This is a genomic window from Acinetobacter sp. TY1 (assembly GCF_048551395.1).
In the GTDB taxonomy this organism is placed as follows: domain Bacteria; phylum Pseudomonadota; class Gammaproteobacteria; order Pseudomonadales; family Moraxellaceae; genus Acinetobacter.
On sequence record NZ_JBLYZK010000002.1, the window covers coordinates 49,709 to 65,299 of the forward strand.

Annotated in this window: 13 protein-coding genes; 8 read left to right on the plus strand and 5 right to left on the minus strand. The window is 36.4% G+C overall.

All coding sequences use genetic code 11. The annotated features are described in order from the left end of the window. Positions 1 to 126: 126 nt before the first annotated feature. The 3 genes from ACK2M2_RS01650 to ACK2M2_RS01660 form a co-directional block, all read right to left on the minus strand. Positions 127 to 1,569, minus strand: coding sequence for a sensor domain-containing diguanylate cyclase (locus tag ACK2M2_RS01650; RefSeq protein WP_409511905.1), 1,443 nt, complete (start codon positions 1,567 to 1,569; stop codon positions 127 to 129). Positions 1,570 to 1,791: 222 nt separating this feature from the next. Then, complete coding sequence (locus tag ACK2M2_RS01655) at positions 1,792 to 1,986, minus strand: hypothetical protein (RefSeq protein ID WP_419345919.1); 195 nt, start codon at positions 1,984 to 1,986, stop codon at positions 1,792 to 1,794. A 226-nt stretch (positions 1,987 to 2,212) separates the two neighbouring features. Next, positions 2,213 to 2,992, minus strand: coding sequence for a hypothetical protein (locus tag ACK2M2_RS01660; RefSeq protein WP_419345920.1), 780 nt, complete (start codon positions 2,990 to 2,992; stop codon positions 2,213 to 2,215). A 169-nt stretch (positions 2,993 to 3,161) separates the two neighbouring features. Between ACK2M2_RS01660 and uvrB the strand changes: the two genes are divergently transcribed. From uvrB to ACK2M2_RS01685, 5 genes are all read left to right on the plus strand, one after another. Beyond that, positions 3,162 to 5,183 carry an excinuclease ABC subunit UvrB gene (gene uvrB, locus ACK2M2_RS01665; protein ID WP_419345921.1) on the plus strand — a complete coding sequence of 674 codons (2,022 nt, stop codon included), beginning with the start codon at positions 3,162 to 3,164 and terminating at the stop codon, positions 5,181 to 5,183. 152 nt (positions 5,184 to 5,335) lie between these two features. After that, positions 5,336 to 5,869, plus strand: a complete 534-nt coding sequence (locus tag ACK2M2_RS01670; RefSeq protein ID WP_409511939.1) for a lipocalin family protein — start codon at positions 5,336 to 5,338, stop codon at positions 5,867 to 5,869. A gap of 98 nt (positions 5,870 to 5,967) precedes the next feature. After that, a complete protein-coding gene (gene rarD, locus ACK2M2_RS01675) occupies positions 5,968 to 6,897 on the plus strand; it encodes an EamA family transporter RarD (protein ID WP_409511909.1) in 930 nt (309 codons plus the stop codon). Positions 6,898 to 7,043: 146 nt separating this feature from the next. Then, entirely contained in the window at positions 7,044 to 8,777 is a 1,734-nt protein-coding gene (locus ACK2M2_RS01680; protein WP_419345922.1) for a hypothetical protein, read from the plus strand. 376 nt (positions 8,778 to 9,153) lie between these two features. After that, positions 9,154 to 10,611, plus strand: coding sequence for a glyceraldehyde-3-phosphate dehydrogenase (locus ACK2M2_RS01685; protein WP_419345923.1), 1,458 nt, complete (start codon positions 9,154 to 9,156; stop codon positions 10,609 to 10,611). 115 nt (positions 10,612 to 10,726) lie between these two features. On the opposite strand, the gene ACK2M2_RS01690 is transcribed toward ACK2M2_RS01685, so the two are convergent. Further along, positions 10,727 to 11,587, minus strand: coding sequence for an SDR family oxidoreductase (locus ACK2M2_RS01690; RefSeq protein WP_419345924.1), 861 nt, complete (start codon positions 11,585 to 11,587; stop codon positions 10,727 to 10,729). 120 nt (positions 11,588 to 11,707) lie between these two features. Here ACK2M2_RS01690 and ACK2M2_RS01695 point away from each other — a divergent pair, with 120 nt between their 5' ends. Continuing rightward, positions 11,708 to 12,079: a winged helix-turn-helix transcriptional regulator gene (locus tag ACK2M2_RS01695; protein ID WP_409511913.1), complete on the plus strand. Its 372-nt coding sequence runs from the start codon at positions 11,708 to 11,710 to the stop codon at positions 12,077 to 12,079. A 154-nt stretch (positions 12,080 to 12,233) separates the two neighbouring features. On the opposite strand, the gene prfH is transcribed toward ACK2M2_RS01695, so the two are convergent. Then, positions 12,234 to 12,836 carry a peptide chain release factor H gene (gene prfH / locus ACK2M2_RS01700; protein ID WP_409511914.1) on the minus strand — a complete coding sequence of 201 codons (603 nt, stop codon included), beginning with the start codon at positions 12,834 to 12,836 and terminating at the stop codon, positions 12,234 to 12,236. A 289-nt stretch (positions 12,837 to 13,125) separates the two neighbouring features. On the opposite strand from prfH, the gene cgtA reads away from it, so the two are divergent. Next, positions 13,126 to 14,346, plus strand: a complete 1,221-nt coding sequence (gene cgtA, locus ACK2M2_RS01705) for an Obg family GTPase CgtA (protein WP_409511915.1) — start codon at positions 13,126 to 13,128, stop codon at positions 14,344 to 14,346. Positions 14,347 to 14,403: 57 nt separating this feature from the next. Further along, positions 14,404 to 15,537 carry a glutamate 5-kinase gene (gene proB, locus ACK2M2_RS01710; RefSeq protein ID WP_409511916.1) on the plus strand — a complete coding sequence of 378 codons (1,134 nt, stop codon included), beginning with the start codon at positions 14,404 to 14,406 and terminating at the stop codon, positions 15,535 to 15,537. The last annotated feature ends 54 nt before the right edge of the window (positions 15,538 to 15,591 follow it).

The following is a 15,591-nucleotide window of genomic DNA, read 5'->3' on the forward strand; positions in this document are numbered from 1 at the left end:
TTTAGTGGTAATTTGATCTCCCACCTTATGAATGATATGGAACAGTTTACCAAAGCGGATTTCTAATAAGACCAATTGGAATAGTAAAGCAACATCTAAAATTGTATTTACAGTGATCATGCAATTCTAAGCTTCTTTCAGCGCTATATAATCATAATATTTCTTTTTATTTTCATACATATGAGTATCTGCACGCTTAAGCATACATTCTATGCTTTCATGTAGAAGAGTTGTTGCTTGTCCCAAAGAAATACTAATTTGATGGCTTGAGTAGTATTGATTATCAATGTTTAATAATTCTTCAATTGACATCACAATCGCATCGGTCGTCTTTTCTTCTGCACCTGACATCAGTATGACAAATTCATCTCCACCTATACGTGAAGCAGTGTAAGTCGTGTGCTGAATACTGCGTGAGAGTATATTGCCCATACGGCGTAACATATCATCGCCAACGTCATGTCCAAGATTATCATTGGTTGATTTTAAACCATTCATGTCAATAAAAATTGCAGAAACAGGGCGCAGTAAGCTGCGTTGCAGGCGATTGATTTCATCGGTATGAAATGAACGGTTAAATAATTTGGTGAGCACATCGTGTTTGCCTAAATATTCGAGGTAACTTTCAGCTTTTTTACGTGCAGTAATATCAGTCAAGGCGAGTTGGACTAAGCCCCAATCATGTTCATAACCCGGAAAAACCGTAAATTGTAAAAGTACATTGCGTATCGATCCATCTAAAGCATAGTTCACTGCTTCACGTTGATGATGGATATTACCATTCCATAGTTCAATCAGTTGTTCACGGAAAGTTTGGTGCATCTCTTTAGTGAGTATTTTGTGTAAATTTTTAAATAAAGTTTCTTTATCGGGTGCTTTAAATAAATCGAGTGTGGCTTGGTTAACATCGATTAAAATAATATCTTCTATGCATTGTTGAATAAAATCGGTATGCACATCAAGGAAAGTTCGAAAATCCTCAATACCAATCTGGCGCAGTTGATCCATACGGATTTTAACGCGACTAAAATCTTCGACCCAAAGTGAGCAAGGTGAATAATTAAATCGTGATTCGGCTAAAATACGATTTTTTTCTTCCATTCGTGAAGCATTTTTATAATCGGTAATATCTTCAGTAGTGAGTAAAATACGAGATAAATTTTGCTCAGCTCCTGGTAAAATAACACCACGCAATTTAATATCAAGACGTTTTCCACTCAATGTATAATTGATGGTAGTACTCGAAAATTCTTTTTCACCATTCCATAATGCAACTAACTCATAAATATGTGACTCAAACATTTCTTGTTTGAAAATGGTATGTATATTATCGCAAATATGATTTAAATTTTGCGCTTCAAATAGCTCTAATGTTTTACGATTGACTTGTAAAATTTTAATTTTTCGCGAACATAACGTAACACGGCTTTGATCTTCTTTAAGAAATCCAGCTAAATTATTAACACCTTGCTGTTTCCAAATGTCAAACTGTTGTTTTACTTCACTGTAGTCTTCTAGCCACATTGGTATAGGTGATAAATCAAAAATTGATGATTCAAATATTTCCATTGCGCTATCCAAGCATATTATTGGTTTTAATTATTAAAAATATAACATTAATATTGTGATTAAAAAATAGTTAAATTTTAAATAGGTGATGTAGTTTGCAAAATATGAATTTATTGTTTGTTTTTGGTTAGTAATTCTTTATTTTTTACCTTTAATCGTTTGTTGTGGTGCTACTCGGTTTTAATATGTTTATTAGGTTGGATTTTAAAGCCCTTCAATATATTAATTGAATTTCGCCTGATTTAATTTTTCCTGATAATATTTAGTTTTCTTTTTATGCATTTTTTGATTGGCACGTTTTAGTGATTCATCGGGTGTACTTTGATTGATATGTACAGTTTCAATAGTCGCAAGACGAGGGCGAAAACGATTCGGATCTTCCAGCAGATATTGCTTAATATCGGTAACTCCTTGCACAGTCCACTCATCAAAAATTTGTCTTACGCTACTAAAGTCTTGTAACTACAAGCGAATAGGAGAAAGAGCAAAGATAGATAAATCTAACTTTGCCATATGCCTATAACGTTCATAATGAAAAGTTGTGTATTAAAAAAATATTTTGTGCATCTGAAATCTAATACATATATCTAGCATCTAAATGATTTTATTTAGTCATTATGGTGTATACAAAACATACTATAATTTATCTCTTTGCATGATGCTCAGGTTTAGGGGGAGCAATGGTTTTTTCACCATTCCAAAGTTCTATGAAATCACGCTCATTGAATTGGTAAAGTTCCATCAGTGCAAGGATGACACCACCAAAAATCATTGGACCTTCAGAATTACTTTGGAATTCAAAAATTTTGCCATTGAGTGCTTGTAAAATATCACTAATTTCAAAAGTACGATCACGGCCATTACTATCTTCAGGATACATCGGGGTGTTGATGACAATGGTCGCTAAACTTTTTTCAGCCTCTGTTAGATTTAATGTTTGAATGGTTTCGCTTGGATTATCACTAAAAATTACACTGTCTTGAATAAAAGTACGCACTAATTTTTGTGTTAGTTTGGGCAGGGTTTTTTCAACAAATGGTCGAAAAGATACAGGGAAAATGACATTGCGTGAAATACCTTTGAACATGGGTGCAATTTCTTCAACTTTATAGCCTGCAACACCACAGCCTACGGCAGTAATGAAATATTTCATTTTTGGATGATTTTTGGTGTAGATTTTAAAATCTTCAATATAGTGCTGAATTTGAGAGAGTGGCATTTGCTGTAAATGTTCATTCATCGTTGGAATCGCAAAGCTTTGCCCAGCCCAACCTCGTCCTACACCTTTAGTTGCACCAAAATGTAAAAGTGCTGTTTTTGCTGCACCACCTTGATGTGTTCCAGCCATGTTACTACCAAAAACAAAAATGGTATCATCAGGTAAATTTTTTATAATGGTTTCATCATGATAGTGATATGTCATGGCAGCTCACACAATAGATTGATCTAGCTTTCATGTTGCAGTTGAAATCGGGCAGGGTCAAGTGGAAAATACTTGATTATTAATCATAGACCCCAATAATGTGATTAAGCTGTATTTTATGGATTCACTAAAATGCGCTCTATATTTTTATGCCATCGGGGAATTAATTGTGAATGACCATCAGCCATTTGAACTTGTGACCAATTATGAACCTGCGGGTGATCAGCCACAGGCGATTGCAAAACTTGTTGACGGCGTCAATAAAGGTTTTCATGATCAACTTTTGCTTGGGGTGACAGGGTCGGGTAAAACCTACACTATGGCGAATGTGATTTCACAATTACAACGCCCAACCATTGTTATGGCACATAATAAAACCCTTGCTGCACAGCTTTATGGCGAATTTAAAGCATTTTTCCCGAATAATGCGGTTGAATACTTCGTTAGTTATTATGATTACTATCAACCCGAAGCCTATGTGCCATCTTCCGATACGTTCATCGAAAAAGATTCAGCGATTAATGACCATATTGATCAGATGCGTCTATCAGCGACTCGGACTTTACTTGAACGCCGTGATGCTATTATTGTCGCATCGGTTTCAGCAATTTATGGTTTAGGCGACCCGAATGCATATATGAATATGCTGTTGCATATTGTACAGGGCGATCGTATTAGTCGTGATGACATTATTCGTCGTTTGGTTGAAATGCAATATACCCGTAATGAACTTGAGTTTTTACGCGGTACATATCGAATTCGTGGGGAAATTATTGATATTTTTCCTGCGGAATCGGATCAACATGCCATTCGTATTGAGTTGTTTGATGATGAAGTGGATTCCATTCGATGGTTCGATCCATTGACAGGGAAGATGGTTCGCAAAGTACCACGCGTGACGATTTATCCAAAAAGCCATTATGTAACACCTAAAGATAATTTAGAACGTGCGATTGGTACGATTCGTGAGGAGCTTAAAGAGCGTCTAGGCTTTTTTAAAGCACATGATAAATTGCTTGAAGCACAACGTATTGAACAACGCACACGTTATGATTTAGAAATGATGCAACAGTTGGGTTATACCAATGGTATTGAAAACTATTCCCGCCATTTATCAGGACGTCCTGCGGGAGAAGCACCACCGACATTATTTGACTATTTACCTGATGATGCGTTGCTAATTATTGATGAATCGCATGTGACTGTTCCGCAAATTGGCGCAATGTATAAAGGTGACCGTTCACGTAAAGAGAACCTCGTAAATTATGGCTTCCGTTTGCCAAGTGCGCTCGACAATCGTCCCATGCAGTTTGAAGAATGGGAACGCATTATTCCAACCACCGTCTATGTCAGCGCAACACCTGCCAAATACGAATTGGAAAAGTCAGAACAAGTCGCAGAGCAGGTGGTACGTCCAACAGGTTTGCTCGATCCGATTTTAGAAGTACGTCCTGTTTTAACCCAAGTTGACGATGTTCTATCCGAAATCAATATTCGTAAAGAATTAGATGAACGTGTCCTTGTCACCACATTGACTAAGCGTATGGCGGAAGATTTAACCTCATATTTAAAAGAATATGGCGTGAAAGTTGCCTATTTACATTCCGATATTGATACCGTTGAACGTGTAAAAATTATTCATGATTTACGTACAGGTATTTATGATGTACTTGTGGGGATTAACCTTTTACGTGAAGGCTTAGATATGCCTGAAGTATCGCTTGTGGCTATTTTAGATGCCGATAAAGAAGGATTTTTACGCTCAGAACGCTCACTGATTCAGACCATTGGTCGAGCAGCACGTAATGTGAAAGGTAAAGCAATTCTATATGCTGATCGTATTACTGACTCTATGCAAAAAGCCATTGATGAAACAGAACGTCGTCGACAAAAACAAATGGAATTTAATGCTGAGCATGGTATTACACCACGTAGTACAGTACGTCAAATGACCAAGTCGATTGATACAGGTGAGGTGTTTGAAGATGAGCAACTTGATGAGTCTGCGCTGCAAAAAAATCGAAGTGTGACAGCAGATGAGCAGCATTTGTTGTCTGATCCAAAACTGTTGGCAAAACACATGAGCAAACTTGAAAAAGAAATGCTCAAAGCATCGAAAGAACTTCAGTTTGAACAAGCAGCACGTTTACGTGATGAAATTTTACGCATGAAGGCAATGTTGATTCAATAATCAAGATTATTTGAATAGATACATTTATCTACACTTATTCGATGTGAATATCGTTATCTTAAATTGAAATAAAGCCAATTTTTCGGTCTTGGTAACGAATGTTGATAAGAAAAGTGAATGACCAAAATCAACAGAGCCGATGGGGATTTGTCATTTCTCTATTTGGTCTGTTGTTCTTATTTAGTCATGTGACATATGCAGAGGACAAAAAACTACCTGTAGTTTCACATGTTGAACTTGATAAATATTTAGGGCTTTGGTATGAAGTTGCAAGAAAACCGCTCTATTTTCAAAGAGATTGTGTAGGAAATGTCACCGCACGTTATACCTTAAATGAAAATGGTAATATCGTGGTCGACAATCGTTGTGAAGATGGTGAAGCCCAAGAAAAGCGCTCTATAGGTGAGGCTTTTGTCATTAATCAGCCTTATAACAGTAAACTTAGAGTGAGTTTTATTCCTGAAGCTATTCGATGGTTACCTGTAGGGCGAGGGGATTATTGGATTTTAAAAATAGACAAAAGCTATCAAATGGCTTTGGTTGGTGAACCACATCGCAAATATTTATGGGTGCTGTCTAGAGATCCAAAACCGAATCCGCATTTAATCGGTGAATATTTAAAATATGCGAGTTCTTTGGGCTATCAACTTGATGATGTAATTTATACAAAGCAGAGTCATCCATAGCGGTATTGATGTTGTAATAACGTTGTATTGTGAAAGGTTGACTTTTAACTTAATTAATGTGGAAATAACCATTCTTTTTTTTGTGATGGTGTGCAGAAATGTATAAAGGAATCGCATTATCTGTATTGGCTTCAATCACATTTGGTATTTTATATTTTTACACCCGTTTATTGGGTGATTTTGATGGTCAGCAAACCTTTGGTTGGCGTATTGTTTCGACTTTACCATTTTTGACTTTGTTTATGTTGTTTAGTGGTGATTTTGCACATGTAAGATCTATTGGGCAGCGATTACTAAAAAATCCGTTTCTCATTTTTGTTTTCTTACTTACCTCTTTTCTCACCTGTTTCCAATTGTGGTTGTTTTTGTGGGGGCCGATGAATGGTCGTGGATTACAGGTCTCTTTGGGCTATTTCCTTTTACCTTTAGCATTGGTTTTGACGGGACGTTTTGTCTATAAAGAAAAATTATCCATTTTACAAAAAATAGCAGTGGCGCTTGCTATTTTTGGTGTTGGGCATGAATTTTGGCGTCTAGGTAGTATTGCGTGGGAAACGGTTTCAGTTGCCGTAGGATATTGTTTGTATTTCATGATTCGTAAAAAAATCCAGACCGATAACTTGGGCGGCTTTTGGTGGGATATATTGCTTTGCATTCCTGTGGCAATTTACTTTATTCAAGCAAGTGGTGAGTCCATAACACAAGTAATAGGGGCTCCAATTTTATTATTGGTCATTGCAGGGTTAGGCTTACTCAGTGCTATTGGTTTGGGTAGCTATATTCTCGCAAGTCGTTATTTACCTATGGTTTTATTTGGCTTGCTGAGTTACTTAGAACCAGTATTACTTGCAGGTGCATCGTTGGTTTTAGGGGAAAGTATTGGGCCTGATGAATGGCTGACATATATCCCAATTTGGATGGCAGTGATTGTACTTGTGATCGAAGGTATTCGTCATATGTATATACAGCAACGTAAAACTCAGAATTTAAAAAGGAATGTTGAAAAGTATAATGAGCGAATTGAGTGACAAAAAACAGCCATTTATGGCATTAAATGGTTGATTTATACTTCCTTAAAAGATAATTGTTGAATGATAATTTATAAAAATGTTAAATTGGTCACAATAAAATGAAATAGTGTTTGCTAAATTAGAAGCAATAAGATGGTGCTAAAATGAACACAGTCATGATTCCTTATCAAATCCGAGCAACATTATTGCAATTAGAGCCAAGCACTGATTTGAATTGGAAAGAAATCGTGTCTGAAATTTTAGAACATGAAGAAATTGATGTTCGAGAAGAAATTGATCGTCAAATTTTAAAACCTAAAGAAATTCAGTGGAATCGTGTTACAAATAGTTTTGAGTATAAGATCAGTAACTCATTGCATATTTTAAAACACAGTTTTTCAAATGAACGTATGCGTTCAATTGCTGCAAAACTTACGCACTCGACTGAATGGTTGAAAAAAACTACAGACAGTTTGCAGATTGCCGATTATTTAGAAAATGCATTACAACAAATTGATTTGATTCCTGTAAATGATGACCTTACTTTACAACGCGAAAAATTATTGATTCGCCGTGTTTTTTTACAAGATGTTGCCAATATTATTCGTAAGTTGAAACTTGTTCCACCCAAAGGTATTCGTCAGTTAACGGCTGAACAAATTAAGTGTTTTATTATTGAGGTCTATATTAAACAACAATTGTTAGGCTATTGGTTTAAACCTTTGTTGCCAAAATATTCTCAAATGATGCAACATCCATTTTTTAAATATTTCCTTTTAAAAGAACAAGATTTTCGTAAATTTGATATTGTGCAAACATCAGAATTTATTTTTTTAATCGCACCAATTCAGCATTTTGGCCATAATCCGTATTCGATACGCCGTTTTCTAATTGAAGAGCAAATGGAGTATGAGGGGCATCAGCAGATTTACTTAAATAGTGTAGTTGTTGAACTGAGCCGAATTAAAGAGGGAACTTATGCAGAAGAAGTATCAAATTATTTACAAAAGATGATTACCATTCAGCATCAAGTACATAAAGACGTGCTTGAAATTGTCGCTGATTTTGAACATTTTGTAGATAAAAAATTGGTTCCATACTTAATGGAGCCATTGGGTTTGAATACTAAAAATAGCGAAGGAATCGTGAATGATTACCTGAAAAATATTGAAAATATGATCATGAGTTATATATTTTTACCTCTTCGGAATGCCGTGAAAAGTGATTTATCGCATATTGAAGAGTTCGAATATTTATTTATGAGTGTACATCGGATTTTGTCTGAAATTTTGGGACATTATCGTGATTTTAAAGAACAGCCATCTTTGTTTTTTAACACCGATATTCAGTTGCTTGAATATCGAATTATGGCGTATTTAAAATTACTTGAAAAACGTAAAGATGAAATTTTTATTCCCATGTATGGTACCGAATGGGCAAAAATGAATGAGCGCTCACAGCAACCTGTGCGTAAAATCCAAGATTTACTTGAATTTCATATGCAGGATTTCTGTGATTTAAAAACCTATATGGGACATTTATTAGAAGAACAAACCATGACCAAGGGTTCGTTTTTAAAACGTATTATTAAAGGTGAAAAAGTTGAAAAAGATTTAATTCAGGCTGAAGCGGCAGCTATGCGTATGAAAAAACAAGCCTATCTTGATATTATTGCTGTACCAAAAAGTTTACTTAGATATAGCGTATTTATTGAGTTTGAAAGCTTAACTTCAATGAATGAGTTTGAACGTCATTATGCTTTTCCAAATGGGGATAATGGACTTACTCGTTTACCTGTGTTGATGAAAATACCTGAAAACTTGGGTGATTTTGATTTTGAAGCATTTAATGCATCAATTATGCGTTATGACGTTAGATTTTCTTCGGTAACAAAGTAAATGATTTTTGTGAAAGCATTACTTGAAAACTTAATATTCGAGTTATTTTTGTGATAAGAAAGATTTTTATACTGTCATAACAATTTACAATAACCTATGGTTTTTACTAACAAAAGTAAAGTGTTCGTTTTGAGAGTTTTTTAAAAATGATGATTGCTCATTTTCTGTTAAAACAACGATTGTTTTTATATGACGGAAAATTTGGGCTATTTTTTTAATAATATTTTAAATCATATATTAAGCTTTAATTGAATGGCAAATATTTTATTGGTGAATAAAAAAGATGAACCGTTTAGATATCAACTTTAGTTGAATTCTAGTACAATTGTGGGGTTTTGAAATTAAGTTTAGATCTACATAAATAGAGGACGCATCTGTGAGCAAAGACACTATCATCGCCCTACATACTGAGCATCAAGGTCGTTGGAAAAACCGTGAAGAAATCGCGGAGCGTATGATCGCATTAATCGGTCAATTGTACCGTGAAAAAAATATTGTGACTTCTGTTTACGGTCGTTCTTTAGTAAACCGTTCAGTAATTCAAATTCTTAAAGCACACCGTCGTACACGTATGATGGATGTTGAGCTTTCTGTTATCCATACTTTTCCTATTTTGGAAGCTTTAGCAAAATTAGAAACAATTGGTTCTGCTGAAGTTGATTTAGGTAAACTTGCTGTTGAATTTAAAGAAAGAGGCGGCGACATAGATGCATTTATTGCTCAAGCTGTTCAATCTTTAGAGGGTCGTCCTGCACAAGTTGAACCTAAAGATGTTGTTCTTTATGGTTTTGGTCGTATTGGTCGTATTCTTGCACGTTTAATCATTGGTCAGTCGGGTCTTGGTCGTGGTTTAAACTTGAAAGCAATTGTTGTACGTAAATCATCAGATGGTGATTTAGAGAAACGTGCTTCATTGTTACGCCGTGATTCAATTCATGGTCCTTTTGCAGGCACAATTTCTGTTGATGAAGCAAATGAAGCAATCATTGCCAATGGTAACTTCATTAAAGTGATTTATGCATCTAGTCCTGCTGAAGTAGATTACACAGCTTATGGTCTTGAAAATGCACTTGTAATTGATAATACAGGTAAATGGCGTGATGCCGAAGGTCTTGCTCAGCATTTGGCTTGCCCTGGTGCTGCTCGTGTGATTTTAACTGCACCTGGTAAAGGTGATATGAAGAACGTTGTATTTGGTGTGAACCAAACTGACATTCTTGATGAAGATAAAATCATCTCTGCTGCAAGCTGTACAACAAATGCGATCACACCAACACTAAAAGTTTTACATGATAAATATACAGTGTTAAATGGTCACGTTGAAACTGTACACTCATTTACAAATGACCAAAACTTGATTGATAACTATCATAAAGCGGATCGTCGTGGCCGTGCGGCAACATTGAACATGGTGATTACAGAAACAGGTGCAGCAAAAGCAGTTGCGAAAGCACTTCCAGCGCTTCAAGGTAAATTGACAGGTAACTCTGTACGTGTACCTACACCGAACGTTTCTTTGGCGATTTTGAACTTAACGTTAGATAAAGAAGTTGATCGTGAAGAAGTGAATGAATATATTCGCCAAATCTCAATTAGCTCTAGCCTTCAAGGTCAAATTGGTTATACAAATTCAACTGAAGTTGTATCTTCTGACTTTATTGGTTCACGTACAGCAGGCGTATTTGATGCTCAAGCAACAATAGCTACGGGTAACCGTTTAACTGCGTATGTTTGGTATGACAATGAAGTAGGTTATAGCTGTCAAGTATTGCGTATTGCTGAACAAATGGGCGGCGTAAGCTATCCTAAAGTTCCTGCTGAAACCAATGCATAATTTGTAAGATGTATAAAAAAGAGCTTCTATTGAAGCTCTTTTTTATTATAAATTTTAGATTTACGACATCATTAAATACAAAAATAAAGATTTAAAATTAATGCAAATTATGGTTTTAATCGACTGTAAATAATGCCTCTATTTGGGATTGTATCGTTATAGGTTTGTGACCAATTAATTGTTCAAGGTCTTTACTTTCACTATACATTGCACCTTCAACTGTCTGTATGTCAGCATCAACAATGACTGAAATAAGTGTTTCAGGTAAGCCTGCCTGTTGAAGTCCATGAGTTAAATCTGAAGCACTCAGTTCAATACGTGATACTTTTTTTCCTGAAGCCTTTTCAATAAATTTAGCTAAATCAAGTTTAGTGAAATTTTCGGAACCTGCAAGTTCATAGGTTTTATTGTCATGATTTGTGGATGCTAAAACAATTGCAGCAGCTTCAGCATAATCAGTACGAGATGCAGAGCTAATTTTTCCATCTTTCGCAGCACTGAATAATTGCCCTGATGCTGCATTTTGAACTACACCTGCAATATAGTTTTCGCTATACCAATTATTACGCAAAAATGTATAGGTTAAACCACTTGCTTGAATGAGGGCTTCAGTTTCACGATGTTCTTGTGCTAAGCCTAAAGATGAAGTATTCGCTCGAAGTAAACTTGTGTAGGCAATATAAGGTACTTTTGCATTTTTCGCGGCTTCAATCACGGCTTGATGCTGTGCTGTACGTCGACCAATTTCATTGGCAGAAATCAGTAATAATTTATCAATTCCTATAAGTGCAGGAGCTAAAGTTTCAGGTGAGTCATAATCGAAATGGCGTAATTCAATATTTTGTTGTTTAAGCTTAAGAGCTTTGGTTTTATTGCGTACCAAAGCGACAATATTGTCCGCAGGTATATGAGTTAACAAAGCTTGAATGATGAGTTCACCGAGCTGTCCTGTTGCACCTGTAATTGCAATTTTCATTATTTTGACCTCTGTACTTTGTGTGCATAAAAGAAACTTGATGAGGAAATATTAATCTGATAACTTACAAATTGTAAGTACGTACCGAAAAGTAAGTTTATTACCTTTAGGAGATAATTGATGAGTACATATGCTTCAAGTACAGTGTTGGGTCAAGTTTTGTCGACAGAATGTCCTTCTCGTGAAATTTTAGAGCATTTGACTCATAAATGGTCGGTGTTAGTTTTACGTTGCTTAAGTGATGGGGTGCATCGTTTTAGTGAGCTAAGGCAACGTATTGAAGGTATTAGTGAGAAAATGCTTGCACAAACACTTAAGTTTTTAGAAAAAGATGGTTTTATTTTGAGAACTGTTTATCCTGTTGTTCCGCCAAAAGTTGAGTACCAATTGACAATTTTAGGTGCACAAGCTGCGGAAAAATTAAATTATTTAATTACTTGGGTTGAAAGAAGTCTGCCTGAAATTTTAGAAAATAAAAATGCATTGAAATGAGAAAGCTACAGAAAAATTTAATTGAAGTGATAATGTTATTTTAAGATTAAATATTTGTTTTTAATTATTCAAAATTGTTAATTTTCATATAGGTAGATATGATAAGTGCTTGCCACTCGGTGATCATCTACCTTTATTTTTTATGTGAATATAGCTAATACTTAAATTGACGAATTGCACTGCCTCTTTCTATAAGTGCATGTTGTTGATGCTGCTTATTTTTTTGTGATTCATGTTGCGCATCTAATTGTTGTTGTATTTTCATGGCCAAGAGTTCTTTAGCTATTTTTTTATTGGCATGTTGGCTACGCTCAGACATGACTTTTACGCTGATACCTGTTGCAACATGAATTGCATGTATAGCAGAATCTGTCGTATTGACATGTTGACCACCAGCACCTGATGCTCGACAAGCCTGAAAAACAATAGCATCATCTTGAGGAAGTTGTTTAGGTTGCACAAATTCAGTTATGCCAACGAACCAATTTTTACGTTTATGATTAGGTCGAATTTTACTTTGAAATGTCCATTGAATCGTACCAAGCCAAGTATTGAGCCAAAGCGTAGATTTTTCGGGAGATGTGCCTTCAAGTTTAAAAAGAACAGAAGAATATCCATATTTAGTACTGTTTTCTTCTAAAATATCGAAGGATATTTGATGTTTTTTAGCGTCTTTTAATATTTCTTGTAGGGTGAGCTTTACAGCGAGTTCACATTCTGCAGGTCCGAGCGCAGCACTAATTTGGACAATAGACAATAGAATATATTTCCTAAATAAACGATTATATTGCTTTTGAAAAATTCAAAAAGTATATGAGAAAAAATCAAAAAATTCGATTTTAAAATTTGCTACTTTATTTGCCCATGAGTTTAATTGTAGTTTGGAAAATAATCAAATTATATCTAATTTAACAAATTGAAGGGCGATCTTAGGTATTTATTCAAAAAGTTAAGCGAAATTCATGTTGTGTTGAATAATACTTATCGAGAAATTTTTCAAAATATGGCAGAATATGCGGTTTTAAAGATTTTAGAGGATTGGCAACATGCGCTTTGTTGATGAAGCAGTCATTACCGTAGAGGCTGGCGACGGTGGCAATGGCGTAGCTAGTTTTCGCCGTGAAAAATTTGTACCATTCGGTGGACCTGATGGTGGCGATGGTGGCCGTGGTGGTAGCGTTTATGTTCAAGCAGATGAGAACACGAGCACCCTAGTCGATTTTCGTTATACCCGTAAATTCCGCGCAGAACGTGCTAAAAATGGTCGCGGTGCAAACTGTGCTGGTCGTGGTGGTGACAACACAGTGTTACTTGTTCCAGTGGGAACAACAATTGTAGATACAGAATCGGGCGATATTATCGGCGATTTGGTGGAAAGTGGTCAGAGTGTAATGGTTGCGGCAGGTGGTGATGGTGGTTTGGGAAATACCCATTTCAAATCATCAACTAACCGTTCACCACGTAAATGTACACATGGTATCAAAGGCGAATTCCGTGAAATTCGTCTTGAATTGAAAGTACTTGCAGATGTTGGTCTATTAGGTATGCCAAATGCGGGTAAATCAACATTTATTCGTGCGGTATCGGCAGCAAAACCGAAAGTTGCAGATTATCCATTTACGACGATGGTGCCAAACTTAGGTGTGGTCGATGCTGATAGTCATCGTTCATTTGTGATGGCAGATATTCCAGGGCTTATCGAGGGTGCATCGGATGGTGCAGGCTTAGGTATTCGCTTCTTAAAACATTTGGCACGTACACGTATTCTTTTGCATATTGTCGATGTTCAGCCAATTGATGGCTCTGATCCAGCATATAACGCAAAAGCAATTATGGCAGAATTGGAAAAATTCTCTCCAACTTTGGCACAGTTGCCGATTGTTTTAGTTTTGAATAAAGTCGATCAACTCGCAGATGATACACGTGACGAATGGTGTCAGCACATTTTGGATGAACTCAAATGGGAAGGACCTGTTTTTAAAACTTCAGGCTTAACCTTTGAAGGAACAAAAGATGTTGTGTATTACTTGATGGATCAGATTGAAGAACAACATGAGTTAGAAGCTGAAGATCCTGAATATGCAGCAAAAGTGAAAGCATTCCGTGATCAGCTTGAAGCTGAAACACGTGAACAAACACTTGCAGCGAAAGAAGCATATCGTTTGATGCGCCGTCAACAACGCCTAGAAGGTATTTTAGGTGAAGACGACGAAGATGAAGACGATGATGGTGATGACGGCGATATGGAAGTGTTTTACGTACGTTAATTTTCAGGTCAATACTCTTAAAGGTGAAGGCTTTGGAAAAGGATAACTGAGGGCAAAATGGTAGAAGTGGTGGATGGGCAACGTCAGCTTGGTGCGTTAAAACGCATTGTTGTGAAAATCGGATCTGCATTACTTACAGCAAATGGCAAGGGTTTGGATCTCAATGCAATTTCGCATTGGGCAAAACAAATTGCCGATTTACATCGTGTAGGACATGAAATTATTTTGGTGTCTTCAGGTGCGGTTGCTGAAGGTATGGTTCGTATGAAGCTTGACAACCGACCCACCGATCTACCAAGTCTTCAGGCTTGTGCGGCTATTGGGCAAATGGGCTTGATTCATACGTGGTCAAGTGTGTTAGAGCAACATGCTATTCAAACGGCCCAGGTTTTATTGACTCACGATGATCTAGCAGATCGTCGCCGTTACTTAAATTCGTGTGATGCATTACAAAATTTAATTGATTGGCGTGTGATTCCTGTTATCAATGAAAATGACACTGTTTCCACAGATGAAATTCGCTTTGGAGATAACGATACTTTAGCTGCGATGGTTGCAGGTCAAGTCCATGCCGATTTGTTAATTATTTTGACCGATCAGCAGGGTATGTTTGACTCAGATCCACGTTCAAATCCCAATGCGAAATTGTTTTCAACGGTTCGTGCGATGGATGAAACACTGTTTGATATGGCGGGCGGCGGCGGTAAGTTTGGTCGTGGTGGTATGCTGACCAAAGTTCGTGCTGCACGTTTGGCAGCAAAGTCAGGTTGTCCAACGCTCATTGCAAGTGGTGAAAGTGACAATGTACTTTCACGTTTAATGTCAGGTGAATTGCTCGGTACGTTCTTTATAACCGATGATGACCGCGTCACAGCACATCAACAATGGCTTGCAGCACATTTGCAAACAGCAGGGCGTTTGGTTATTGATGACGGAGCTGTAAAAGCGATTAAAGAAAATCACCGTAGTTTATTGCCTGTGGGTGTAAAAGCTGTAGAAGGGCATTTTGAACGTGGTGATGTAGTAGAATGCGTTGATATTGCAGGTAATCGGATTGCAGTTGGGCGTGTGAATTTTAGTTCTCGTTCTGCAGAAATTGTTAAAGGTTTATCATCAGATAAAGTGCATCAAGTGCTAGGTGAAGCTCGTTCACTTGAAATGATTCATCGTAATCATATGGCAATCTATTGATTTTTTAATTATATGAATCATTTTGATTATTCTTGGTGAGCTGTTATAGAAACC

What these genes read in the sequence shown, in the direction of transcription:
- cgtA (WP_409511915.1), top strand. Translation starts at nt 13,126, where the DNA reads ATGCGCTTTGTTGATGAAGCAGTCATTACCGTAGAGGCTGGCGACGGT.
- ACK2M2_RS01650 (WP_409511905.1), bottom strand. Translation starts at nt 1,569, where the DNA reads ATGGAAATATTTGAATCATCAATTTTTGATTTATCACCTATACCAATG.
- proB (WP_409511916.1), top strand. Translation starts at nt 14,404, where the DNA reads ATGGTAGAAGTGGTGGATGGGCAACGTCAGCTTGGTGCGTTAAAACGC.
- ACK2M2_RS01680 (WP_419345922.1), top strand. Translation starts at nt 7,044, where the DNA reads ATGAACACAGTCATGATTCCTTATCAAATCCGAGCAACATTATTGCAA.
- ACK2M2_RS01695 (WP_409511913.1), top strand. Translation starts at nt 11,708, where the DNA reads ATGAGTACATATGCTTCAAGTACAGTGTTGGGTCAAGTTTTGTCGACA.
- ACK2M2_RS01690 (WP_419345924.1), bottom strand. Translation starts at nt 11,587, where the DNA reads ATGAAAATTGCAATTACAGGTGCAACAGGACAGCTCGGTGAACTCATC.
- rarD (WP_409511909.1), top strand. Translation starts at nt 5,968, where the DNA reads ATGTATAAAGGAATCGCATTATCTGTATTGGCTTCAATCACATTTGGT.
- ACK2M2_RS01660 (WP_419345920.1), bottom strand. Translation starts at nt 2,992, where the DNA reads ATGACATATCACTATCATGATGAAACCATTATAAAAAATTTACCTGAT.